Origin of the sequence: Rhodococcus aetherivorans (assembly GCF_011058165.1) — a bacterium.
GTDB classification, from domain to species: domain Bacteria; phylum Actinomycetota; class Actinomycetes; order Mycobacteriales; family Mycobacteriaceae; genus Rhodococcus; species Rhodococcus aetherivorans.
In genome coordinates, this window is sequence record NZ_JAALEG010000006.1 from 73,758 (window position 1) to 94,638 (window position 20,881).

21 protein-coding genes, 2 tRNA genes and 1 pseudogene are annotated in these 20,881 nt (G+C 70.5%); 11 read left to right on the forward strand and 13 right to left on the reverse strand.

The window, feature by feature from the left end:
- The first annotated feature begins 94 nt into the window (after window positions 1-94).
- The gene (gene crgA, locus G6039_RS04205) at window positions 95-358 is read left to right on the forward strand and encodes a cell division protein CrgA (protein WP_006942200.1); all 264 of its coding nucleotides are present in this window, start codon (window positions 95-97) and stop codon (window positions 356-358) included.
- 45 nt (window positions 359-403) lie between these two features.
- Window positions 404-874, forward strand: coding sequence for a PH domain-containing protein (locus G6039_RS04210; RefSeq protein WP_037201274.1), 471 nt, complete (start codon window positions 404-406; stop codon window positions 872-874).
- On the opposite strand, the gene G6039_RS04215 is transcribed toward G6039_RS04210, so the two are convergent.
- Window positions 859-1,785 (reverse strand): rhomboid family intramembrane serine protease, encoded by a 927-nt coding sequence (locus tag G6039_RS04215; protein ID WP_006942204.1) that lies wholly within the window; start codon window positions 1,783-1,785, stop codon window positions 859-861. The genes G6039_RS04210 and G6039_RS04215 overlap by 16 nt on opposite strands.
- Window positions 1,786-1,804: 19 nt before the next feature.
- Window positions 1,805-2,332 (reverse strand): peptidylprolyl isomerase, encoded by a 528-nt coding sequence (locus tag G6039_RS04220; protein ID WP_006942206.1) that lies wholly within the window; start codon window positions 2,330-2,332, stop codon window positions 1,805-1,807.
- An 89-nt stretch (window positions 2,333-2,421) separates the two neighbouring features.
- Between G6039_RS04220 and G6039_RS04225 the strand changes: the two genes are divergently transcribed.
- The gene (locus G6039_RS04225) at window positions 2,422-3,315 is read left to right on the forward strand and encodes an alginate biosynthesis protein AlgP (protein ID WP_206530722.1); all 894 of its coding nucleotides are present in this window, start codon (window positions 2,422-2,424) and stop codon (window positions 3,313-3,315) included.
- 13 nt (window positions 3,316-3,328) lie between these two features.
- On the opposite strand, the gene G6039_RS04230 is transcribed toward G6039_RS04225, so the two are convergent.
- Entirely contained in the window at window positions 3,329-3,496 is a 168-nt protein-coding gene (locus tag G6039_RS04230; protein ID WP_164528058.1) for a hypothetical protein, read from the reverse strand.
- A 242-nt stretch (window positions 3,497-3,738) separates the two neighbouring features.
- Here G6039_RS04230 and G6039_RS04235 point away from each other — a divergent pair, with 242 nt between their 5' ends.
- The gene (locus G6039_RS04235) at window positions 3,739-5,682 is read left to right on the forward strand and encodes an acyl-CoA dehydrogenase family protein (protein ID WP_043799081.1); all 1,944 of its coding nucleotides are present in this window, start codon (window positions 3,739-3,741) and stop codon (window positions 5,680-5,682) included.
- Window positions 5,683-5,775: 93 nt separating this feature from the next.
- Here the strand turns inward: G6039_RS04235 and G6039_RS04240 are convergent, their stop codons facing one another.
- Entirely contained in the window at window positions 5,776-7,068 is a 1,293-nt protein-coding gene (locus G6039_RS04240) for a lipase family protein (protein WP_174824808.1), read from the reverse strand.
- 169 nt (window positions 7,069-7,237) lie between these two features.
- Here G6039_RS04240 and G6039_RS04245 point away from each other — a divergent pair, with 169 nt between their 5' ends.
- On the forward strand, window positions 7,238-7,918 hold the full coding sequence (locus G6039_RS04245) for a hypothetical protein (RefSeq protein WP_043799086.1): 681 nt from the start codon (window positions 7,238-7,240) through the stop codon (window positions 7,916-7,918).
- Window positions 7,919-7,942: 24 nt separating this feature from the next.
- Here G6039_RS04245 and G6039_RS04250 read toward each other — a convergent pair.
- Window positions 7,943-8,227 (reverse strand): annotated as a pseudogene (locus G6039_RS04250) (alpha/beta-hydrolase family protein); the annotation flags it as partial.
- A gap of 155 nt (window positions 8,228-8,382) precedes the next feature.
- On the opposite strand from G6039_RS04250, the gene G6039_RS04255 reads away from it, so the two are divergent.
- Window positions 8,383-9,564 carry a DUF7159 family protein gene (locus G6039_RS04255; protein WP_043799090.1) on the forward strand — a complete coding sequence of 394 codons (1,182 nt, stop codon included), beginning with the start codon at window positions 8,383-8,385 and terminating at the stop codon, window positions 9,562-9,564.
- 27 nt (window positions 9,565-9,591) lie between these two features.
- Here the strand turns inward: G6039_RS04255 and G6039_RS04260 are convergent, their stop codons facing one another.
- From G6039_RS04260 to G6039_RS04275, 4 genes are all read right to left on the reverse strand, one after another.
- Window positions 9,592-10,551: a R2-like ligand-binding oxidase gene (locus G6039_RS04260; RefSeq protein ID WP_006934498.1), complete on the reverse strand. Its 960-nt coding sequence runs from the start codon at window positions 10,549-10,551 to the stop codon at window positions 9,592-9,594.
- Between the two features lie 152 nt (window positions 10,552-10,703).
- Window positions 10,704-11,888, reverse strand: coding sequence for a Dyp-type peroxidase (locus G6039_RS04265; protein WP_006934496.1), 1,185 nt, complete (start codon window positions 11,886-11,888; stop codon window positions 10,704-10,706).
- Window positions 11,881-12,390: a copper chaperone PCu(A)C gene (locus tag G6039_RS04270; RefSeq protein WP_006934494.1), complete on the reverse strand. Its 510-nt coding sequence runs from the start codon at window positions 12,388-12,390 to the stop codon at window positions 11,881-11,883. The genes G6039_RS04265 and G6039_RS04270 overlap by 8 nt, the downstream gene beginning before the upstream one ends.
- A gap of 77 nt (window positions 12,391-12,467) precedes the next feature.
- Window positions 12,468-12,968, reverse strand: coding sequence for a hypothetical protein (locus G6039_RS04275; protein WP_029546814.1), 501 nt, complete (start codon window positions 12,966-12,968; stop codon window positions 12,468-12,470).
- Window positions 12,969-13,084: 116 nt separating this feature from the next.
- Here G6039_RS04275 and G6039_RS04280 point away from each other — a divergent pair, with 116 nt between their 5' ends.
- Genes G6039_RS04280 through G6039_RS04300 form a run of 5 tightly spaced genes read left to right on the forward strand, consistent with a single transcriptional unit; the run spans window position 13,085 to window position 16,619 of the window.
- Complete coding sequence (locus tag G6039_RS04280) at window positions 13,085-14,215, forward strand: FtsX-like permease family protein (protein WP_006934490.1); 1,131 nt, start codon at window positions 13,085-13,087, stop codon at window positions 14,213-14,215.
- Window positions 14,212-14,898, forward strand: a complete 687-nt coding sequence (locus G6039_RS04285) for an ABC transporter ATP-binding protein (protein WP_043799094.1) — start codon at window positions 14,212-14,214, stop codon at window positions 14,896-14,898. Before G6039_RS04280 ends, G6039_RS04285 begins: the two co-directional genes overlap by 4 nt.
- Window positions 14,899-14,915: 17 nt before the next feature.
- Window positions 14,916-15,503 (forward strand): TetR/AcrR family transcriptional regulator, encoded by a 588-nt coding sequence (locus G6039_RS04290; RefSeq protein WP_006934487.1) that lies wholly within the window; start codon window positions 14,916-14,918, stop codon window positions 15,501-15,503.
- 55 nt (window positions 15,504-15,558) lie between these two features.
- Window positions 15,559-16,170, forward strand: coding sequence for a type 1 glutamine amidotransferase family protein (locus tag G6039_RS04295; protein WP_043799095.1), 612 nt, complete (start codon window positions 15,559-15,561; stop codon window positions 16,168-16,170).
- On the forward strand, window positions 16,167-16,619 hold the full coding sequence (locus G6039_RS04300; protein WP_043799097.1) for a MarR family winged helix-turn-helix transcriptional regulator: 453 nt from the start codon (window positions 16,167-16,169) through the stop codon (window positions 16,617-16,619). The genes G6039_RS04295 and G6039_RS04300 overlap by 4 nt, the downstream gene beginning before the upstream one ends.
- A gap of 68 nt (window positions 16,620-16,687) precedes the next feature.
- On the opposite strand, the gene G6039_RS04305 is transcribed toward G6039_RS04300, so the two are convergent.
- The 4 genes from G6039_RS04305 to gyrA all read right to left on the reverse strand — a co-directional run bounded on the left by G6039_RS04305 (window position 16,688) and on the right by gyrA (window position 20,749).
- A tRNA-Ala gene (locus tag G6039_RS04305) sits at window positions 16,688-16,760 on the reverse strand.
- Window positions 16,761-16,898: 138 nt separating this feature from the next.
- A tRNA-Ile gene (locus tag G6039_RS04310) sits at window positions 16,899-16,972 on the reverse strand.
- A gap of 75 nt (window positions 16,973-17,047) precedes the next feature.
- Window positions 17,048-18,244 (reverse strand): DUF3566 domain-containing protein, encoded by a 1,197-nt coding sequence (locus tag G6039_RS31190; RefSeq protein ID WP_043799099.1) that lies wholly within the window; start codon window positions 18,242-18,244, stop codon window positions 17,048-17,050.
- The gene (gene gyrA / locus G6039_RS04320) at window positions 18,245-20,749 is read right to left on the reverse strand and encodes a DNA gyrase subunit A (protein WP_006934483.1); all 2,505 of its coding nucleotides are present in this window, start codon (window positions 20,747-20,749) and stop codon (window positions 18,245-18,247) included.
- Between the last annotated feature and the right edge of the window lie 132 nt (window positions 20,750-20,881).

The following is a 20,881-nucleotide window of genomic DNA, read 5'->3' on the forward strand; positions in this document are numbered from 1 at the left end:
TCTGCGTTAGCGTGTACTCACACTGGCAGTACACATCAGGTAGCTGCCCAACCTACCTGTCCGCCCCGCGCGGTACCGCACGAACGAGGACGTCATGCCCAAGTCGAAGGTCCGGAAGAAGACCGACTACACGATCAACCCGGTGAGCCGAACCCCCGTGAAGGTGAAGGCGGGCCCGTCGAGCACCTGGTACGTCGCGCTGATGCTCGGCTTCATGCTCGTCGGCCTGGCCTGGCTGGTGGTGTACTACCTCGCGGCCGAGCAGATCTCGTGGATGAACGACCTCGGTGCGTACAACTTCCTCATCGGCTTCGGGTTCATGATCGTCGGCCTGATCATGACCATGAGATGGCGGTGAGGTTACAGGGATGTAGTTCATCCCCACCTGTGGACAAACCTGTGGATGAACTGGGGAAAGCTCCCCGTGGCGACTGAATCGCTCCGCTGGTCCACACCCCCGCTCGCGATCGCCGCGCTCACGGCGGGCGGCATCGTGCTCGCCGTCGCCGCGGCGACGACGGCCGATGCCGCCGGTCGCACGCTCGTCGGGCTCGCGGCCGTGGTGGCGTTCGCGGTCGCGGCCCTCGCGGTCCGTCAGCGTCCGCGGCTCGAGGTGCTTCCGGACGGCGCCGGGCTGGCCGTCACCCGTCTGTCGGGACGACGCGAGCTGCCCCGCGCGGCCCTGATGCGGGTGCGGATCGTCGCGTATCCGCGGCTCGGCCGTCGCGTGCCGATGCTGGAGATCGACGTGCGCGATCCCCGCGGCGACGAGCAGCTGCTGATCTTCGGGCGCTGGGACCTGGGCACCGACCCCCGCACGGTGTACGACGCGCTCGCGGTGCGGGGGCTGGCGCCGGATCAGACGCCGAGCTGAGCCCGCAGGCGCAGGACCGCCAGCACGAGGACCAGCACGGTGACCACCGTGACGGCTGCCAGCGCGAGCCAGCCCGTCCGGACGAAGCGGGCACGGTCGTCGCCCGCGCCCAGCGCCCGCGGCGCGAACAACAGCGCCGCCGTCGCCGCCGCACCCGCGGCCAGGCCGCCGAGGTGTCCCCACAGGGAGATGCCCGGGATGGTGATGCTGATGACGACGTTGAGGACGACGATCATCAGCACCGGCGCGGGGCTGCGCCGCAGCCGCATCAGGATCACCGCCTGCGCGCCCAGCAGGCCGAACACGGCGCCGGAGGCACCGGCGGTCACGGCGTCGGTCTGGAGCAGCATCACCGCGGCGGATCCGCCGAGGATGGACACCAGGTATACGGCCAGGTACCGGAGCCGGCCGAGGACGAGTTCGGTGTCACGCCCGATCACGTACAGCGCGAACATGTTGACCGCGAGGTGCAGCACACCGAAGTGCAGGAACCCGCTGCCGAGCACGCGGATGTACTCGTCGCGCACCGCGATCATCGGCGGCCACAGCGCCCACTCGAAGAACAGGCTCGACGAGCGCTCGTTGTTCATCACGCTGCCGGACTGGGCGGCGGTGATCGCGAAGATCGCGGTGTTCAGCGCGATCAGGATGTAGGTCACGAGGGGGGTGTTCGTCTGCGCCCGCATGGGCGCCCCCGCGACGGTGCGGGCCTGCGGGACATCGCGCTGGGCGGCCGCGACGCAGTCGACGCACTGCTGACCCACCGCGGCGGGCCGCAGGCAGTCGGGGCAGGCCGGTCGCCCGCATCGGCTGCACGAGAGCAGGGTCGGGCGATCGGGATGCCGGACGCACCGCGGCTGGGGCGGGTGGCCGCCCCCGCCGGCCGCGTGGCCCCAGCCGGGGTTCGTCATATCGGTCTCTTCCGGAGATTCAGGAGATGGTGATGCTCTCGATGACGACGGGCTCGACCGGGCGGTCCGCGCGGTCCGTCGCCGTCGTGGCGATCGCGTCGACGACCTTCTTCGACGCCTCGTCGGCGACCTCACCGAAGATGGTGTGGCGTCGGTTCAGGTGGGGGGTCGGCCCGACGGTGATGAAGAACTGCGAACCGTTGGTGCCCGGGCCGGCGTTGGCCATGGCCAGCAGGTAGCTGCGGTCGAACTGCAGCTCGGGGTGGAACTCGTCGGCGAACTGGTAGCCCGGGCCGCCACGACCGGTGCCGGTCGGGTCGCCGCCCTGGATCATGAAGCCGTCGATGACGCGGTGGAAAACCGCACCGTCGTAGAACGGGCCACTGGTCTCCCCCTTGGCGTTCTGGGTCTTGTACTCCTTGGTGCCGTTCGCGAGGCCGACGAAGTTCTCGACCGTCTTCGGAGCGTGGTTGCCGAAGAGCGAGATCACGATGTCGCCGCGGTTGGTGTGCAGAGTCGCGGTTGCGGTCTTTTGAGGTGAAGTCACCCCTCCATCGTGCCATCCGGGTCTGCGACACCGGGGCGGTCCGTCTCGCGAACCCCGGCCGCGGGGGTCCGCTGTGCAAAAGTGGGTACATGACGAGTGTGAGCGAGTCCAGAACCAAGATCGGGTCCGGCGCCGGCAGCGAACTCGTGCGCCCCCCGAAGAAGTCCGAGGGCGCCGGTGGCTACCTGAAGCTCGCAGGGCAGGGCGCTACGGCCCTCGCGCGGGGGCCGCTCTTCACCGGCCTGCTGGTCGCCCGCAAGGGTCTCGACCTCGCCCGGAACATGGCAGGAAGCCGGGAGTGCCGCCGCGCGCGAGCCGCGGCGACGATCGAGGCAGCACCCCGCGGGCGGGGCCGCAGGATCCTGGTGACGGTCGGCGCGCTCGGCGTCGTCGCCGCCGGCGGAGTTGTGTTCTACCGCAGCCGTCTCGGGGATCATCCGCCGGTCGCGCCGGAGCCGCCGCGGATCGAGCCGGTCACCCCCGAGCCCGGCCCGGTCGCGACACCGGAGGCTGCCACACCGAAGCCGGAGGCTGCCGCCCCGAAGCCGGAGGCTGCCGCCCCGAAGCCGGAGGCTGCCGCACCGAAGCCGGAGGCTGCCGCACCCGAGGCGAAGCCCGGGCCGGCCGCGACGCCCGAGGCCGTGGCCCCGAAGCCCGAATCGGCCGCGACGAGGAAGGCCGCACCTCGGCCCGAGGGCGGGACGGCTGCCCCCGCGGTGCCCGCGCCGACGCCGAAGGCGACCCCGACGGCAGCCGCGACGCCGAAGGCCGAGCCCACCACCGTCCCGAAGGGGACGGCCGAGCCCACCACCGTCCCGAAGGGGACGGCCGAGGCGCCCCCGACCGGAAAGCACGCGGCCAAGGAGGAAACGGCTCCGAAGCCGGCCGCCGAGCCGAAGAGCGAGGCCGCCGGCAGCAAGGGAACCGCGGCGAAGCCGAAGCCGTCGGCCGGTCCCGCGGGGGGCCCGAAGAAGCAGGACTGAGTTCCGCCCGGGGTCACGGGACGGAATCGGATCCGGGGCAGGTCGCGTCGATCGCGGCCTGCCCTTCCTTCTGCAGTTGTCGTTCGGTGACGCGCACTTCCAGGTCGACGATCCGGCCGGCCACGACATAGATCAGGACGGTCAACAGCAGCACAACAGGTACGGACGCGAGGAATTCCATGTCGGCCTCCAGCGGTGGTCCGCGCGAGCGGGAAGGTGGAGGTGCTCGGGTACGTCGTCGATGACATGTCCAGCCTACGGACACGGGCGGGGGCTCTGTCGCGACGGCAGCCCCGTCGGACCGTGATCCGCTCCACCCCCGCGCCGTCGGTTACTCATGGGTACCGATCCGCCGAATCGCGTGATGTGCATCACAGAACAGGTGGATACTCGCCGGTAGCAGTCCTATCGGGGAGGCATCACATGGCACAACAGGTACACGCCAGCGAGGAACAGTCGCGCGCGCTCGCAGAGGAGTCCCGCGAGACCACCTGGCACAAGCCGTCGTTCGCAAAGGAGTTGTTTCTCGGACGTCTGACCCTCGACCTCATCCATCCGTTCCCGCGGCCCACCCCCAACGAGGAGGCTCGTACCGAAGGGTTCCTGGCAGAGCTTCGCCGCTTCTGCGAGGGTGTGGACGGCAGCCGCATCGAGCGCGAGGCCCGGATCCCCGACGAATACGTCGCCGGATTGGCCGAGCTCGGCTGCTTCGGCATGAAGATCTCCCAGGAGTACGGCGGCCTGGGACTGTCGCAGGTGGCCTACAACCGCGCGCTGATGCTCGTGGCCAGCGCCCACCCGAGCCTGGGCGTTCTGTTGTCGGCGCATCAATCCATCGGAGTGCCCGAACCCCTGAAGCTGGCCGGGACACCCGAACAGAAACGCGCTTTCCTCCCGCGGTGTGCGCGAGGGGCGATCTCGGCCTTCCTGCTGACCGAACCCGACGTGGGTTCCGATCCCGCCCGTCTCGCCTCGACGGCGGTGCCGGTGGAGAACGGCGACGCGTACGAACTCGACGGCCTGAAGCTGTGGACCACCAACGGAGTGGTCGCCGAACTGCTGGTGGTGATGGCGCGGGTGCCGCGCAGCGAGGGCCACCGCGGTGGCATCTCGGCGTTCGTCGTCGAGGCGAACACCCCGGGCATCACCGTCGAACGCCGCAACTCGTTCCTGGGCCTGAAGGGGATCGAGAACGGCCTCACCCGGCTGTACAAGGTGCGGGTGCCGAAGGAGAACCTCATCGGCCGCGAGGGCGACGGCCTGAAGATCGCCCTGACCACCCTCAACGCCGGCCGGCTCGCGATCCCGTCGATGTGCGCCGGTGCCGGCAAGTGGGCGCTCAAGATCGCCCGGGAATGGTCCGGCACCCGCGTCCAGTGGGGTCGGCCGGTGGGCCGGCACGATGCGATCGCCGGCAAGATCGGATACATCGCCGCCACCACGTTCGCCCTCGAGGCCGTGGTGGAACTGACCGGCCAGATGTGCGACGAGGACCGCAACGACATCCGCATCGAGGCGGCCCTGGCCAAGCTGTGGTCCAGCGAGGTGGCCTGCGAGATCGCCGACGAGTTGATGCAGATCCGAGGGGGACGCGGCTACGAGACGGCGGCGTCGCTTGCGGCCCGGGGTGAGCGGATGGTGCCCGCCGAGCAGCTCCTGCGGGACCTGCGGATCAACCGGATCTTCGAGGGCTCGAGCGAGATCATGCGGCTCTTCGTCGCCCGCGAAGCCGTCGACGCCCACCTGCGGGTGGCGGGTGAGCTGGCGGATCCGAAAGCCACTCTGGACACGAAGGCCCGGGCCGCCGCCAAGGCGAGCGGCTTCTACGCCAAGTGGCTGCCCCAGTTGGTGGCGGGCAGGGGCCAGCTACCCACCTCGTACGGCGAATTCGGTCCCCTGGCACACCATCTGCGCTACGTGGAGCGGTGTTCACGCAAGCTCGCTCGGTCCACGTTCTACGGCATGGCCCGGTGGCAGGGCGGTCTGGAGAAGCGGCAGAATTTCCTGGGGCGGCTCGTCGATATCGGCGCGGAGCTGTTCGCCATGTCGGCGAGTTGCGTGCGGGCGCAGATGTACCACACCGACGGCCACCCCGATACGGACGCGGCCTACGAACTCGCCGACGTCTTCTGCCTCCAGGCGAAGCTCCGCGTGGACTCGCTGTTCGCCGCGTTGTGGACGCACACCGACGATGCCGACCGGCAGCTCACGGCCGACGTCCTCGACGGGCGCTACACCTGGCTGGAGAAGGGCGTGATCGATCCCAGCGAGGGTACGGGCCCGTGGATCGCCGAATGGTCGCCCGGGCCGTCGGTGGAGCAGAACCTCGCCCGCAGATTCCTCGGCGCCGACCATCCGGTGGTGTGAACGGGCCGCCGGCCGCGCGGGCTCCGGTCAGCCGCGACAGCAATCGCTGTCGCGGCTGACCGCCCCTTGCGGCGGATCCGACGCCGTCGTGGGTCAGAAGGCGCCGCAGTTGGACGGGGCGGGCCGATTCGCGAACCGGTCGTTCAGGTAGGCGACCGCCTCGGGCATCCCCGCGACCAGAGGAAGCGCGTGATTGACGGCCAGGCCCGGCAGGACGGGCGGGGTGGTGTTCGGGGAGAACTGGACGGTGGCGCCGAGGGCGCACCAGTCCGCCGCGAGCTGGCGACCCTGTCCGTAGGGCACGATGTCGTCCATCGTCCCGTGCTGCACGAGTACCGGCACCGACGGCTGCAGACGTCCGATCCGCTGCGCGGCGATGGCATCCTTCGCCTCCGGCAACCGATCGACGACCACGCTCAGCGGCTCACCCGTGCGGGTGTAGTCGCTCGTGCGCTGGAAGCCGTAACGGAAGATCGTCTCCGGCGCGCACTGGTTCGCCACCGAATGCAGCATCTCGCGTCCACGGTCGTTGACCTCGGCGTCGACGAGATCCCGGAGCTCGGGGTAGGCCTCGCCGAGGCCGTTGATCGTGTAGCCGATCACGCCGGTGAGCGCCGTTCCGTCTACCTGGCTGAGCGTGGCCTCGAGGTCCGCGGGCGGCGCGCCGGCATAGGCCCCCACGACGTTCAGCTCGGGCGCGTAGGTCGGCTGCAGTTCTGCGGCCGCAGCCACGGCACCGCCGCCCTGGGAGTACCCCCACAGGCCGACAGGACCGTCGGGGGTGATGGACGTGGCGGGCAGGCTCTGCGCCGCCCGGACCGCATCCAGCACCGCGTGCGCCTCGGCGAGCCGGTTGACGTACGTGTGGTGCCCCGGTGTGCCGAGCCCGTCGTAGTCGGTGACGACGACGGCGATGCCCTGCAGCAGCATGGTGTTGATCGAGAGCAGTTCGTACTCGGTGAACAGGTCGAGCGGCGGGGTGTAGGACACGAGCGAGTTCAGCTGCTTGGACGGTGCACACTGGTCGCCCTGGCCCTGGGTGCCCGGCGCGATGGCGACGAGCGGTCGCGGCCCCGGCCCGTTCCACGGCAGCGACGGCTCGAGGTAGGTGCCGCCGACGGCGCTGGGTTCGCCGGTGGCGTCGAGGCTGCGGTACAGCAGCCGGGTGCCCTGCGCGGGGAACACGCCCTGCGGCGACGGGACGCGAATGGAGAGGTCGGACGGCCCGCTGCGGAGGACGTCGCCGGAGGCTCCGACCAGGTCGAGCGGAGGATCGTAGAAGTTCGCATCCGCGCTCGCCGTCGCCGGCGTGGCAAGCATCGCTCCTGTCAGGGCCGCGGCCGTCGCCGCAGCGCCGATCCACCGTCTGGTGATCCCCATCCCCATGGTCCCTTCACAGGTAGCTGTCCGTGTGTCGGACGACACAAGCGGTACGCACTGTAACACCTAACTTACCGGCGCGTAAGTACGTGATCCGGGGGCTCGCGAACCCCGATTCGAACCGCGGTCCGTCGTTCGCCCCCGGGCATCGCCGCTGGTCGGGGACAATCCGGTCATGACCGGGGAGCGCAGCGAACCGCAACTGCACCGACTGACCACACCGCACACCGCCGCCGTCGTCGGGATCGTGTTCGCCGTCCTGTTCGCGACGAGCATCGTCCTGATCCGTCAGGCGATCCCCGCCGATCCCTTCGGCAGCACCGAGTGGCTGGACGCCGGCCGCTCACGGCTCACCGTGGCGCTGACGCTGGCCCAGTTCGCCTGCATCGCGTTCCTGTGGTTCATCGGTGCGCTCCGGCACCGGCTGGGAGACCTCGAGGACCAGTTCTTCTCGACGGTCTTCGTCGGTAGCGGCCTGTTGTTCCTGGCGCTGATCCTCGTCACGATGGCCAGCGCCGGCGGGCTGCTCCTGGCGGACCGGGCGGAGGCGGTGCCCGCCCAGGAATCCGCCGCCTTCGCGCACGCGCTGATCCTGCAGATCAGCAACGTCTATTCGATCCGCATGGCCGCGGTCTTCATGATCTCGCTGGCCACCATCTGGCTGCGCACCGGACTCATGCCCCGATGGCTGGTCCTACCCACGTACCTGCTCGCCCTGGTTCTGCTGTTCGCGGTGACCGAGGCGCTGTGGCTCACGCTCGTCTTCCCGGCGTGGGTGATCGTGATCAGCGTGTTCCTGCTGACCCACGCCCGGCAGGCGTTCCCGCCCCGGCGGGCGTTCCGGCCGAGAACCTGACGGTGCCACGGCGACGGAGCGGCGTCACTCGTCGCCGGGCTGGGCGGACAGGGCGTTCTGCACCCAGTGGGTGACCGCGTCGTCCCAGCCGTCGGGGGCGAGGATGTCCGCCCACAACTGCGCGGCCTCCGGCCCGTAGGCGTGGCCGAACCCGGACGGGACGTCGGCGGAGAACACCATGTCGAGCGTGACCTGCCAGAACGTGCCGAAGGGCAGCCACCGCATGCCCGGATCCACATCCGGGCCGAGCGGCTCCCGCAACCAGTCCGGCTCCCGCAGCAGCAGCGCGAACGACCACCGGGTGATCGGCCTGGTAACCGCAGGGGCATACGGGCTGTGCTTACGTCACGCGCGGATCCTAGTGGGCACGGCAATCTCCCGCGCGGTCCTACGGCGCGGCTTCCCCGGACGTGGCCGAGTCGGTAGCAAGATGTACGCCGATCGTTGTCTACGGGAGGTGTGACATGGCTGTGGGAGTCGGTCTCCGGATCGGGAGCGTGGTGTCCACCGCGGTGCTCGCCTCCAACGACCCCGGCAGCCCCGATCCCGTCGTCATAGCCCGTGACACCGTCCTGCACATCGACTCCGACGGCACCACCGTCCTCGGCGGCGCCCCGCATCCCGCCGGCGAGGCCCGCTACCTGTCGGGCTTCCTCGGCCGCGTCGGCGATCCCGCCGGCGTCACCGCCAGTGACGGGCGCATCTACCGGGCCGAGGACTCGATGGCCACGGCGATCGCCTGCCTGTTGCACGAGTGCCAGCCGCTGCCGCCGGACGGCGGGCCCGACGGGGGTCTGCCCGCTGTCACCGCCACCTACCCGTCGCGGTGGGACCAGTCCACGGTGGCCGCGCTGCGGGCCGCGCTCGACTACGCGGATCTGCGGCACATCGCCCTCGTCTCGGACGCCGAGGCCGCGGCCACCTGGTACGCGTCGGAGATCTCGGAGACCCCCGGACAACTCGTCGGCATCTTCCACGTCGACGACGGCGGCTCGACCGTCAATCTCGTGCGCTCCGGTGTGTCGGCCGGCAAGGCGTTCCGCTTCGCCGCCAAGAGCGCCCCGTCTCCCGCGGCCCAGCTGGCTACCGCGCTCGGCGCGTTCGGCTGGCTTTCGCACAACCTCGACGCCGTGGTGGTGATGGGCGACGGGTTCGTCGCGCGCGACCGCTCGCATGTGCAGTCCATCGCGGACAGCCTCGCCGCGAAACTCGGCGTGCGCACTCTCGTCGGCCCCGGCCCCGAGCAGACCGCCGCCCTCGGTGCCGCCATCCTGGCGGCGGGTTTCACGCCCGCGCGCGTGGTCAAGGCGCGGATCGGACTGCCACCGTCGTACGACGTCACCGACGTCCTCACCGGTGGCATCCCACGTATCCGGGAACTCGAAGCGGCCGAACGAGCGAGGGCCGAGGCGGCCGCGGAACGAGACAGGGCGGCCGGCGCACCGGGGAGCCCCGCTCCCGTCCCGGCGACGACCGCCTCCGACTCCCGGTCCGGCGACGCCCGGTCCGATGACAACAGCGCCGACGAGGCCTTCGGGGCGACGGTCACCACCGTCACCACGCGGCCGAGCAGGAACTACTCCGCGATCGGGGCCGTGGTGGCAGTGATCCTGCTGCTGGCCGTCGCGGCCGTCGCGCTGCTCTGACCGTTCGGGTTGCTACTACCGCGGAGTTCAGCCCTCCGTGAGCGAGTTCAGCTCCGCGGCGTCCTCCGCGCCGAACTTGTCCTCGAGCACCTCGGGGCTGTAGTCGAGGTCGATCTCCTCGACCGGCCGGCCGCGCGCGGATTCGATGGCCCCGAGCCGCCGCTGGGCCCGGTCGGCCGCGTAGGCGACGAACTCGTCGGGGTCGAGGCCGAAGGGCTGCTCCTCGAACTGGTCGTTGACCCACTGGATCATGCCGAGCGCCAGCGGCAGCAACTCCCCCATGCGCTGCTGCACGACATCCCAGTTCGAGTCGTCGGCTGCGACGTGGCGGCGGCACGTGAACGTGCCCCACGCCATGTGCCGGCGTTCGTCGTCGCCGATCCGGCGCACGAGTTCCTGCATGCCGGGCAGGATTCCGCGTTTCGTGCACACCTTCTGCCAGGCGTAGTACCCGGTGAGGGCGAGACTGCCCTCGATGACGTGGTTGTAGGTGACGCTGGCGCGGACCTGATTGGCAGGACTCGGATCGGTCTCGAGGACGCGCAACGAATGGGGCAGTTCCTCGTAGAACAGCTGCCGGTAGTACGGATTGTCCGCGACGTAGGAGTGCAGGTCCGCGGTCAGGCCCACCGCGTCCATCCACAGGCGGAAGACCTGGGTGTGCTTGGCCTCCTCGAAGCAGAACTGGGTCAGGTACATCTCGTCGCCGAGCCGGCCCTCGGCGGCCATCGCCCGTAGGAAGGGCTGGATGTCCTGTGTGACGGCCTCCTCGCCGGCCACGAACTGCGCGACGAGATAGGTGGCGCTGCGGTGCTGTTCGCTGTTGAGCTCGTTCCAGTCGGCCGCGTCCCGGCTGAAGTCCAGCTCGAGCGGATCCCAGAACTTCGCGTTACCCTTCGCGAACAGCCGCAGCGGGAAGGCGTCCCAGTGCAGACCTCCCGCGCGCAGCGTTCCGAAGCCCTGACGTTCCGGCAGTGCTGTGGTCATGAGTGTGCCCGCCTTCCCTCGCCCGGATGGACGCGTGTCCATCTCGACGGTAGCGCCATTTCGGCGGGGCGTGACGGGAACCATACAAACTGTAGGTATGACGGACCCCCGGCCGGGATCGTCGAGCAGATCCCGGCCGGGAGCGCTGCCCGTCAGCCCTCGAGCAGGGTGTCCCCCGGATATCCGCCGGGGCCGAATCCGGGTGGGACGGCGAACACCGCCGACCCGATCGGCGTGATCCACGGGTTCAGCGCGTCGTGCTCGGCGAGCCGCTGCTGCACCGGAACGAACTGGGCGTCCACGTCGGCCTGGTACGACGCGAACAGCAGCCCGGCGCCGTCCGGGTCGTCGTAGTTGTAGCCGCGCCGCAGGAACCGCTCGTTCGCGTTCCGGGGCCGCGCCCGCGCGACGTGCGATTCCGGGGGGATCACCGGAATGCCGTGCACGTCGGTGGCGGCGAAGTCCGGATCGTCGTGCTCCCGGTTGCCGGTCAACGGCGCCCCCGAGGCCAGGTCCCGGCCCACGGCGAGTTCACGGGCCGGCCGGTCCAGCTCGTCCCACGTGTCGAGTTCCATGCGGATACGCCGCACCACCACGGACGTGCCCCCGGCCAGCCAGGCCGGGGTTCCGGGATTCCACACCTGCCGGTCGAAGTCCGTGCTTCCCGCGGCCGGGTTGACCGTGCCGTCGACCTGGCCCATGAGGTTGCGCATCGTGGTGCCGGCGGGCTTGGTGCCCGCCGCGTTGCGGAACCCGCGCTGGACCCAGCGCACGGTGGCCAGCGACCGCACGCTCTTGGCGAGCGTGCGGGTCGCGTGCGAGACGGTGACCGGGTCGTCGGCGCAGACCTGCACCAGCAGATCACCGCCCGACCAGCGCTCCTCGAGGCGATCGATCGAGAACGCGGGCAGCGGCCGCAGCCACTCGGGCCGCTGCGCCGCCAGGCCGGCCGCGTCGAACACGGCGGGACCGAATCCGACGGTCACGGTCAGCCGCGCGGGATCGTGGGCGAGTTCGGGCTCGGTGTCGCCGAGGGCAGGGCTGCCCTCGGTGAGCCGGCGGCCGTCCTCGGCCCACACCTTCATGATCCCGACGAGCGCCCGCCGGTCGAGGCCCGGGCGCAGATCCAGGGCGACGAATGCGGCGAAGGCCTGCGGTTCGGTGTCGATGCCCGCCTGGTGCACGCCGTGGAAGGCGACGGTGCGCCCGCCGGTGGGCTCGGGCTCCCGCGTGGCGGCATAGCCGAGGCCCGTCCCGATCCCGGCCGCGCCGATGCCCGCGACGCCGAGGACGGCGGCGCCGCCCCCGAGGAGGCGCCGCCGGCTCAGCTCAGCCACCGTGGTTCGCCCCCATGCCGGCGCTCGGCTGGTAGTTCTCCCGTGCGCCGGAGAAGTCGCGGACCTGCGCGGTGAACTCGGTGGTCGAGCCGTCCTCGAAGGTCAGCTCGAAGGTCACCTCGGTGCCGGGCAGGACGGGCTCGACGAGGTCCATCAGCATCAGGTGGTCGTTGCCGGGCGCGAGGGAGTGGGTGCTGTGCGCGGGAATGACCAGGCCGTCCTCCTTTTCGCGCATCACCATGGCGCCGCCGTCGCCGGCCGCCATCTCGTGGATCTCGGTGCGGGCCGAGCTGGGGCTGGCGGCGGAGACGATGTGGATGTCGGAGTCGCCGGTGTTCTCGAGCTCGGCGAAAGCACCGGTCATGCCGGATTCGGCGGCCTTCGCCCACGCCGAGGAGACGGTGAGCGAGTCCGCGGAGGCGGCGGCCGGCTCGTCGGACGAGCATCCGGCGGCGAACAGGGTCGCGGCCGCGGCGGCAGCGAGGAACAGGGTCTTCTTCATGAGGTTCTCCGAAATCGGTCCGGGTGCGCACGCGTGCGCGCGGTCCCGCGTAGCGGTGACCGTGAGGTGGGCTGGGATCAGACCGTGTGGGGAGGACCTCGGGTGCCGAGACCTGCGGCGACGAGCAGGCCGCGCCGCACCCGGGGATGGTGTGCGACGGGCGTCCAGCCGGGAACGGCGACGGGCGCCGGCGCGAACGGCGGCACACTCGCGCGCCGCACCGCGGTGAGCCCGACGCGGCAGCCGTGTTCGGCGCCGCGGACGAGCAGCGCCGCGACGACGATCGCGGCCGTGTGGGCGGCCAGCATGCCCGCGCCGGGGACGTGGACGTGTCCCGTGTCGAGGGAGAGGACACCGTGGCCCACCACCTGCCCGGCGGCCAGCACGCCGACGATCGGCAGGCGCGTGCCCGCGGCGAGCAGACCCACCGCGGCCGCGGCGGCGAGCAGCAACACCGCGGATGCCTGTCCCGGCGCGGCCCCGCCGGCGAGCGCATGGGCGGCGATGCTCACCGCCCCCGACATGCCGCCGACGAAGGCGCCGCGCACGCGTGCGGCGAAGTCCTTCTCGGCAGACATGCAGCCAGGATACGCGCCTCCTACTACCGGAAGTAGTAACCGGCCTCACAGAACTTGCCGACACATTGTCGATAAGATGTCGACTGTCCGTCGGTAAATCTTCCTCAGGAGCCCACATGTTCCTCGCGCTGCGCGAACTATGGTTCGCGCGCACCCGCTTCCTCCTCATGGGAACCGTCGTAGCCCTGGTGGCGGTGCTGATGGTCATCCTGTCCGGCCTGTCCTCCGGCCTCGTGGCAGACGGCGTCTCGGCCCTCCAGCGCACCCCGGTCCAGGCCTTCGCCTTCGCCGAGGGCACCCGCACCGACTCGGCGTTCTCGCGATCCGTCGTCACCGAGGACCAGGCCGCCGCGTGGCGCGCCCGGCCGGACGTCGCCGACGCCGCGCTGCTCGGCAACGCCATCGTCAACGCCCGGACCGCGTCCGGCACACCGGTCGACCTCACCCTCTTCGGCGTCGAACCCGGCTCGTTCCTCGAACCGGCGCCCGCCGAGGGGCGTCCCCTCACCGGCGACACCGACATCCTGGTCAGCGACACCGTGCGCGAGGCGGGCATCGCCGTCGGCGACACCATCGTCCTCGAGCGCCTCGGCACCGAACTCACGGTCGCCGGCTTCACCGCCGACAAGCGCACCTTCGGCCACGTCGACGTCGCCTACCTGCCGCTGCGAACCTGGCAGGCGATCCACGCCGGCACGCGGGCCGGCGAGCTACCCGATCCGCGCGTCTACACCGAGGCGAGCGTCGTCGCCGTCCGGGGTGTCGACGACCGGCTGCCCGACCTCGCCGCGGGCGATGCCGCCGCCGGCACCGCCGCCAAGACCCTCGAGGAATCCTTCGACGCCTCCCCCGGCTACTCCGCCGAGATGATGACGATGTCCCTCATCAAGGGCTTCCTGTACGCGATCTCCGCCCTCGTCGTCGGCGCCTTCTTCAGCATCTGGACCGTCCAGCGCTCCCGGGAACTGGCCGTGCTGCGGGCCATGGGCGCCTCCACGGGTTTCCTCCTGCGCGACGGCCTGGCACAGGCGACGGTCGTGCTCCTCGCGTCGGTGACCGTCGGAGTCCTCCTCGGCCTCGGCCTCGGGTCGGGCCTCGAGGGCAGCGGCATGCCGTTCGCGCTCGAGACCGGCCCCGTCGCGTCCGGCGCCGCGATCCTGGTCCTGCTGGGACTGCTGGGCGCGGCCGTTGCCGTCGTCCGCGTCACCCGCGTCGATCCCCTCACCGCCCTCGGAGAGAACCGATGACCACCTCGACCATCCCCACCACCGGCCTGGCCCTGTCCGGCGTCACCCTCCGCTTCGGCGACGGCGACAACACCGTCGTGGCACTGGACGACGTGAACCTGCACGTCGCCGCCGGTGAGCTCGTCGCGATCGTCGGGCCCTCCGGCGCCGGCAAGTCGAGTCTGCTGGCCGTCGCCGGCGGTCTCACCCGCCCCACCACGGGTGTCGTCACGCTGGCGGGGATCGACGTCTCCGCCCTGCCGAATCGGGCGCTGACCCGGCTGCGGCGAGAGCGGGTGGGCTTCGTCTTCCAGTCCGGGAACCTCGTTCCCGCCCTGACCGCCCGCGACCAGCTCCGGCTGGTCCCGAAGATCACCGGTCGCCCCGGACGTGATCCGGACGAGCTGCTCGGGGCGGTCGGGATGAGCCATCGCGCCGACCGGCGACCCGGACAGCTCTCCGGCGGCGAACGCCAGCGGGTCGGCATCGCCCGGGCCCTTGTCTCGCGGCCGGCGCTGCTGCTCGTCGACGAACCGACCGCCGCCCTCGACCGCACCCGCAGCCACGAGGTGGTCGAGTTGCTTGCCCGGGAAACCCACGATGCGGGGGTGGCTGGCATCATGGTCACCCACGACCACGACGTGCTGGAGCATTGCGACCGCACCCTGGAGATGGTGGACGGCAGGCTGCACGCCCGCGGCTGACCGCACGAGGAGGGCCCGTGCCGAAGATCTCTGCGGCTACCGTCGCCGAGCATCGCGCAACCCAACTACGGGCACTCCTCGATGCGGCTCACGCACTGTTGACCGAGTCGCCGGAGCGCCCGCCGAGCCTGGGCGAGGTCGCGGCCCGGGCCGGGCTCGCCCGCTCCAGCGTCTACCACTACTTCCGGTCGCGGGAGGATCTGCTGCGCGCGGTCGTCGAGGACATGTTCCCGCGCTGGAACGCGAAGGTGATCGCCGCCATGGACGAGGCCGGCGATCCGGCCGGCCGGGTACTCGCGTACGTCGACGCCAACCTCCGGCTCGTCGCCGAGGGCGAGCACGCGCTCGTCGGAGCGCTCGCCACGGTCACGCCGCAGGCCTTCACCGACGAACGCATGCAGACGCTGCACCGCGAGCTCGTGCTCCCCCTCGTCGAGGCCCTGCGTGAGCACGGGACCACGCATCCGGAACTGGCCGCCGAACTGGTCGGCGCCGTGGTCCACAAGGGCACCGAACTCATCGAATCCGGCCGGAACCTGGAGGAGGTCCGCCGGGCGGTCCGCGATCTGCTCGAGCTCATCGACGTTTCACGTGAAACGGGCTGAGATCTTCCGGGTGCCCCCTATTGACAACAGGCTGTCAAATCGACAGCATATTGTCATGGCTGAGACAGTGCATGTCGCCGTGTACGACACCTTCGCCGACTGGGAGGTCGGTCATGCGATCGCCCACATCAACAAGCCCCTCTGGCACAAGCATCCCGGCCGCTACGCCGTCGCCACCGTCGGCGCCACGCGCGAACCCGTCACCACCATGGGCGGAATCCGCATCCTCCCCGACACCACCCTGGACGAGGTGCGGCCGGAGAACAGCGCGATGCTCGTCCTGGCGGGCAACGACATCTGGAACACCGAGCAGTTCACCCCCTTCGCCGAACGGGCGCGCGACTTCCTCGAGGCCGGGGTCCCGGTGGCCGCGATCTGCGGGGCCACGGGCGGGCTCGCCCTCGCCGGCCTGCTCGACGATCGCGCGCACACGAGCAACGCCGCCGAGTTCCTGGCGAGTGTGGGCTACGCGGGCGGGGATCTCTACCGCGACGAACCGGCCGTCACCGACCGGAATCTGATCACCGCGAGTGCCACCGCCCCGGTCGAGTTCGCCCGCGCGATCCTCGAACGCCTCGAGGTGTTCGAGCCGCACGTCCTCGAATCCTGGTTCAAGCTCTACGGCCGACGCGACCCCGCCGGCTTCTACGAACTCATGGCCGGATGAGCGAGCGCCCGGAACAGGAACTGCTCAGCGGCCTCGCTCTGACGTCGTTCCGGCTCAACGGACAGTTCCTCGAGGTCGCCGAATCCCTCGCGCGCCCGGCCGGGCTCACCGCGGCGTGGTGGCAGGTCCTCGGGGCCGTGCTGCGCGAACCCCTGCCGGTCGCCGGCATCGCCCGCGCGATGGGGATCACCCGCCAGAGCGTGCAGCGGATCGCCGACCTGCTGGTCGAGCGAGGCCTCGCCGAGTACCTGCCCAACCCGGCCCACCGGCGCGCCAAGCTCGTCGCGCCGACCCCGGCGGGACGCGAGGCGGTGTCCGGGATCGATCCGGCGCATGCCGCCTTCGCCCGTCGCCTGGCCGACGCCGTGGGCGAGGAAGACCTGGCCGGCGCACTGGCCGCGATGCGCCGGCTCTCGGCGGTCCTCGACGAGCTCGCCGAGGAGAAGTGACCGGGCACGACGACAGGCCCGGACATCCGTGATGTCCGGGCCTGTCGTCGATATTCGAGTGTGCGTTGTGGAGCCTAGGAGATTCGAACTCCTGACATCTGCCTTGCAAAGGCAGCGCTCTACCAACTGAGCTAAGGCCCCGTCTGCCGCCTCAGCGGCCGGTAACCTCGTGCCATTCGTCCTCGCTCCGCAACATCCGAGCGAGTCCGACGGCCACCAGCACCACGGTTCCCACAGTGAGAAGAACCTTCATGCTCGCTGCCCTTTCGGCACGGGGAGTGGGCCTAGGAGGACTTGAACCTCCGACCTCTTCGTTATCAGCGAAGCGCTCTAACCGCCTGAGCTATAGGCCCTCGAACCGAGTTGGAACACTACCCCACCGAGCCGCGAAGTCCAAAATCGGCTCGGCGGGGTCACGTTTTCCCAGCTCAGTCGGGGTCTGCGAGGGTGACCTGCACGCCCCCGACGAGGTCGGTGCACAGGTTGTAGATGAACGCCCCCAGGGTGGCCAGAGCGGTCAGCAGGATCGTGTTGACCAGCCCGATCACCGTCGCGTACCCGAAGACCTGGCCGGCGGTGATGAGGCCACCCCCACCGGTGTCGGACACCATGTCGGTGAAGGCGCTGTTGAGCCGTTCCCACACGCCCATGCCCGCGAGCACGCCGTACAGCAGACCCACGGCGACCATCCACACGAAGAACAACGAGACGGAGATCACCGAGGAGATCTTCAGCATCGACCACGGATCGATGCGGCGCAGCTGCACGGTCGCCCGCAGCGGCTCACCCGGGACCCGGGCCGCGGCCGCCACCACGGCAGCCGGTTGCGCAGCTGCGGATTCCTCGGCCGGCGCGGACGGCAGCGGATGCTTCACCGTCGACAGGTCCGGCAGGTCCTTCGCCAGGTCCTTGCGTTCGATGTGCCGCGTCGGACCGTCGATGACGGCCGCCTTCGTCTTGGCCGCCGACCGGTCCGCACCCGGCATCCCCGTCGTGGGCGCGTTCATCGAGGCGGCCGCCGTGCCGGTGACCACCGGGCGGGTCGGCGGCGTCGCGGCACCGGACCGGCCGCCGGCCGGATTCACGCCGGGGCGAGCCGCCGCCGGCTTCGCCGGGCCCGGCTGCTGTCCTGCGGGCTGCGCCGATCCGGTCGGGGCCGCGCCGCCGGGCCGCGTGGCGGTCTTGTCACCCCCGGGCCGCGTGGCGGTCTTGTCACCCACAGCGCCGCCCGAGGTGGGCACCGCGGGACGCCCGGTCGAGGACGACGTCTGACCCGGGCGGGCCAGATTCGTCTGCGGCACGTTCTGCGGCGCCTCCTGCTGACTCCCGCGCTGCCACGGCGGCGTGGGAGGCCCACCCGGCCGTTGCTGCCCGGGACGCCCCGCCGGCGACGTCCCGCTCTCCGGCGTGGCGGGACCCTGCTTCGCCGCGCCGTCGGCCGGCGCTCCCGGGTTCGCTCCCGCGGCGGGGTTCCGGGCGGCACCCGGCGCGTCCGACGGCGCCGCAGCGCCCTCCGGCTTCACCTCGGGAGCCTGCTTCCCGGGCACCTCTCGTCCGTTCTGTCCCTTCGGCGGCTGAGCGGGCGGCCCCTGCTCGGCCCCGTTCGGTCCCTGGGGAGTGCTCACTTACGACTCCTTCGCTTCGAGTACGGCGCTCTCCTCGGGCTCGTCGGCGTTGCGTGCGATCGCCAGCAACGTGTCCCCCTCCCCCAGGTTCATCAACCGCACACCCTTCGTCTGTCGGCCGGCCTTGCGCACCTGCTTCGCGGGGGTCCGGATGACGCCACCGCCCGAGGTGATCGCGTACAGCTCGTCGTCGTCGTCCACGATGAGCGCTCCGACCAGAGTGCCACGCTTGCGGTCGTACTGGATGGTCAGCACGCCCTTGCCGCCGCGGCCCTGCGCCATGTAGTCCTCGATCGGGGTGCGCTTGGCGTACCCGCCGGACGTCGCGACCAGCAGGTACGTGCCCTCGCGGACCACGTTGAGGGAGAGCAGGGCGTCGTCCTCGTTGAACCGCATGCCCTGCACACCTGAGGTCGCCCGGCCCATCGGCCGCAACGCCTCGTCGCTCGCCGCGAAACGGATCGACTGTCCCTTCGCGGACACCAGCAGCAGGTCGTCGTCCGACGAGCACAGCACCGCGCCGACCAGTTCGTCGTCACCGCGCAGGTTGATCGCGACGATGCCGCCGGACCGGTTGGAGTCGAAGTCCGACAGGCGCGACTTCTTGACCAGGCCGTTGCGGGTCGCGAGCACCAGATACGGGGCGTCCTCGTAGGACTTGAGCCGGATGACGCCCTGGATCCGCTCGTCCGGCTGGAAGGCCAGCAGGTTGGCCACGTGCTGGCCGCGCGCGGTGCGGTTGGCCTCCGGCAGCTCGTAGGCCTTCGCCCGGTACACCCGGCCCTTGGTGGTGAAGAACAGCAGCCAGTCGTGCGTGGACGTCACGAAGAAGTGCTTGACGATGTCGTCCTGCTTGAGGTCGGCACCCTTGACGCCCTTGCCGCCACGCTTCTGGGACCGGTACAGGTCGGTCTTGGTGCGCTTGGCGTAGCCGGTCTCGGTGATGGTGACGACCACGTCCTCGCGGGCGATGAGGTCCTCGTCGGAGACGTCGCCGTCGGCCGCGACGATGCGGGTGCGGCGGTCGTCGCCGTACTTGTCGACGATCTCCTTCAGCTCGTCCCGCACGATCGCGCGCTGGCGCTCGGGCTTGGCGAGGATGTCCTTGAGGTCGTCGATCTCGCGCTCGATCTCGGCGAGTTCGTCGACGATCTTCTGTCGTTCCAGAGCGGCGAGGCGGCGCAGCTGCATCGCCAGGATCGCGTCGGCCTGGATCTCGTCGACGTCGAGCAGCCCGATCAGGCCGGTGCGCGCGTCCTCCACCGTCGCCGAGGCGCGGATCAGCGCGATGACCTCGTCGAGCGCGTCGAGCGCCTTGACGAGTCCGCGCAGGATGTGGGCCCGCTCCTCCGCCTTGCGCAGCAGGTACCGCGTCCGGCGGACGATGACCTCGACCTGATGGTTGACGTACAACCGGATCATCTGGTCGAGCCGCAGGGTGCGCGGCACGCCGTCGACGATCGAGAGCATGTTGCAGCCGAAGCCGGTCTGCAGCTGCGTGTGCTTGTAGAGGTTGTTGAGGACGACCTTCGCCACGGCATCACGGCGGACGGTGACGACGATGCGCATGCCCACACGGTCCGACGACTCGTCGTGGATGTCGGAGATGCCGGCGATCTTGCCGTCCCGGACCTGCTCGGCGATCGAGGTGATCAGGTTGTCCGGGTTGACCTGGTACGGCAGTTCGGTGATGACGATGGAGGTCTTCCCCCGGGCGTCCTCCTCGATCTCCACGACACCGCGCATCCGCACCGAGCCGCGGCCCGTGGTGTACGCGTCCTTGATGCCCTGGCCGCCGACGATCAGGCCCGCCGTCGGGAAGTCCGGCCCCTTGATGCGCTCCATGACGGCCGCCAGGGTGGCTTCCTCGTCGGCCTCGTAGTTCTCGAGCGCCCAGTAGATCGCCTCGGCCACCTCACGGAGGTTGTGCGGCGGGATGTTGGTGGCCATGCCCACCGCGATGCCGCCGGAACCGTTGATCAACAGGTTGGGGATACGGCTGGGGAGAACCACCGGCTCGAGCGTGCGGCCGTCGTAGTTCGGCTGGAAATCGACCGTCTCGTGGTCGATCTCCCGCAGCATCTCCATCGCGAGCGGCGTGAGCCGGCACTCGGTGTACCGCATCGCGGCCGCACCGTCGTTGCCGCGGGAACCGAAGTTGCCCTGGCCGTCCACGAGCGGGTAGCGCATCGACCACGGCTGCGCGAGTCGCACGAGCGTGTCGTAGATCGAGGCGTCGCCGTGCGGATGGTAGTTGCCCATCGTCTCGGCGACGGCACGTGCCGACTTCACGTAGCCGCGGTCCGGGCGGAACCCGTTGTCGTACATTGCGTACAGGACGCGGCGGTGCACCGGCTTGAGACCGTCCCGCACATCGGGCAGGGCGCGGCCCACGATCACGCTCATCGCGTAATCGATGTAGCTGCTCTGCATCTCCTGCTGGATGTCGACGGGCTCGATGCGGTCGTGCCCCGGCCCCTCCGGCGGCAACGTGGTGTCGGTCATGAGCTCCTTCTTCTACTCGGCTCGAACGCCGCGGGCTTCCGCCCGGCGCGCGTCTCGCAACCACACGAGTCTATAGGTGCAGGTCAGCTCGCACACCGACCGATGCGGCGATTCCGCTCGACCGACCCTGCA

What these genes read in the sequence shown, in the direction of transcription:
- crgA (WP_006942200.1), top strand. Translation starts at nt 95, where the DNA reads ATGCCCAAGTCGAAGGTCCGGAAGAAGACCGACTACACGATCAACCCG.
- G6039_RS04210 (WP_037201274.1), top strand. Translation starts at nt 404, where the DNA reads ATGAACTGGGGAAAGCTCCCCGTGGCGACTGAATCGCTCCGCTGGTCC.
- G6039_RS04215 (WP_006942204.1), bottom strand. Translation starts at nt 1,785, where the DNA reads ATGACGAACCCCGGCTGGGGCCACGCGGCCGGCGGGGGCGGCCACCCG.
- G6039_RS04225 (WP_206530722.1), top strand. Translation starts at nt 2,422, where the DNA reads ATGACGAGTGTGAGCGAGTCCAGAACCAAGATCGGGTCCGGCGCCGGC.
- G6039_RS04230 (WP_164528058.1), bottom strand. Translation starts at nt 3,496, where the DNA reads ATGGAATTCCTCGCGTCCGTACCTGTTGTGCTGCTGTTGACCGTCCTG.
- G6039_RS04235 (WP_043799081.1), top strand. Translation starts at nt 3,739, where the DNA reads ATGGCACAACAGGTACACGCCAGCGAGGAACAGTCGCGCGCGCTCGCA.
- G6039_RS04240 (WP_174824808.1), bottom strand. Translation starts at nt 7,068, where the DNA reads ATGGGGATGGGGATCACCAGACGGTGGATCGGCGCTGCGGCGACGGCC.
- G6039_RS04245 (WP_043799086.1), top strand. Translation starts at nt 7,238, where the DNA reads ATGACCGGGGAGCGCAGCGAACCGCAACTGCACCGACTGACCACACCG.
- G6039_RS04255 (WP_043799090.1), top strand. Translation starts at nt 8,383, where the DNA reads ATGGCTGTGGGAGTCGGTCTCCGGATCGGGAGCGTGGTGTCCACCGCG.
- G6039_RS04260 (WP_006934498.1), bottom strand. Translation starts at nt 10,551, where the DNA reads ATGACCACAGCACTGCCGGAACGTCAGGGCTTCGGAACGCTGCGCGCG.
- G6039_RS04270 (WP_006934494.1), bottom strand. Translation starts at nt 12,390, where the DNA reads ATGAAGAAGACCCTGTTCCTCGCTGCCGCCGCGGCCGCGACCCTGTTC.
- G6039_RS04275 (WP_029546814.1), bottom strand. Translation starts at nt 12,968, where the DNA reads ATGTCTGCCGAGAAGGACTTCGCCGCACGCGTGCGCGGCGCCTTCGTC.
- G6039_RS04280 (WP_006934490.1), top strand. Translation starts at nt 13,085, where the DNA reads ATGTTCCTCGCGCTGCGCGAACTATGGTTCGCGCGCACCCGCTTCCTC.
- G6039_RS04285 (WP_043799094.1), top strand. Translation starts at nt 14,212, where the DNA reads ATGACCACCTCGACCATCCCCACCACCGGCCTGGCCCTGTCCGGCGTC.
- G6039_RS04295 (WP_043799095.1), top strand. Translation starts at nt 15,559, where the DNA reads ATGGCTGAGACAGTGCATGTCGCCGTGTACGACACCTTCGCCGACTGG.
- G6039_RS04300 (WP_043799097.1), top strand. Translation starts at nt 16,167, where the DNA reads ATGAGCGAGCGCCCGGAACAGGAACTGCTCAGCGGCCTCGCTCTGACG.
- gyrA (WP_006934483.1), bottom strand. Translation starts at nt 20,749, where the DNA reads ATGACCGACACCACGTTGCCGCCGGAGGGGCCGGGGCACGACCGCATC.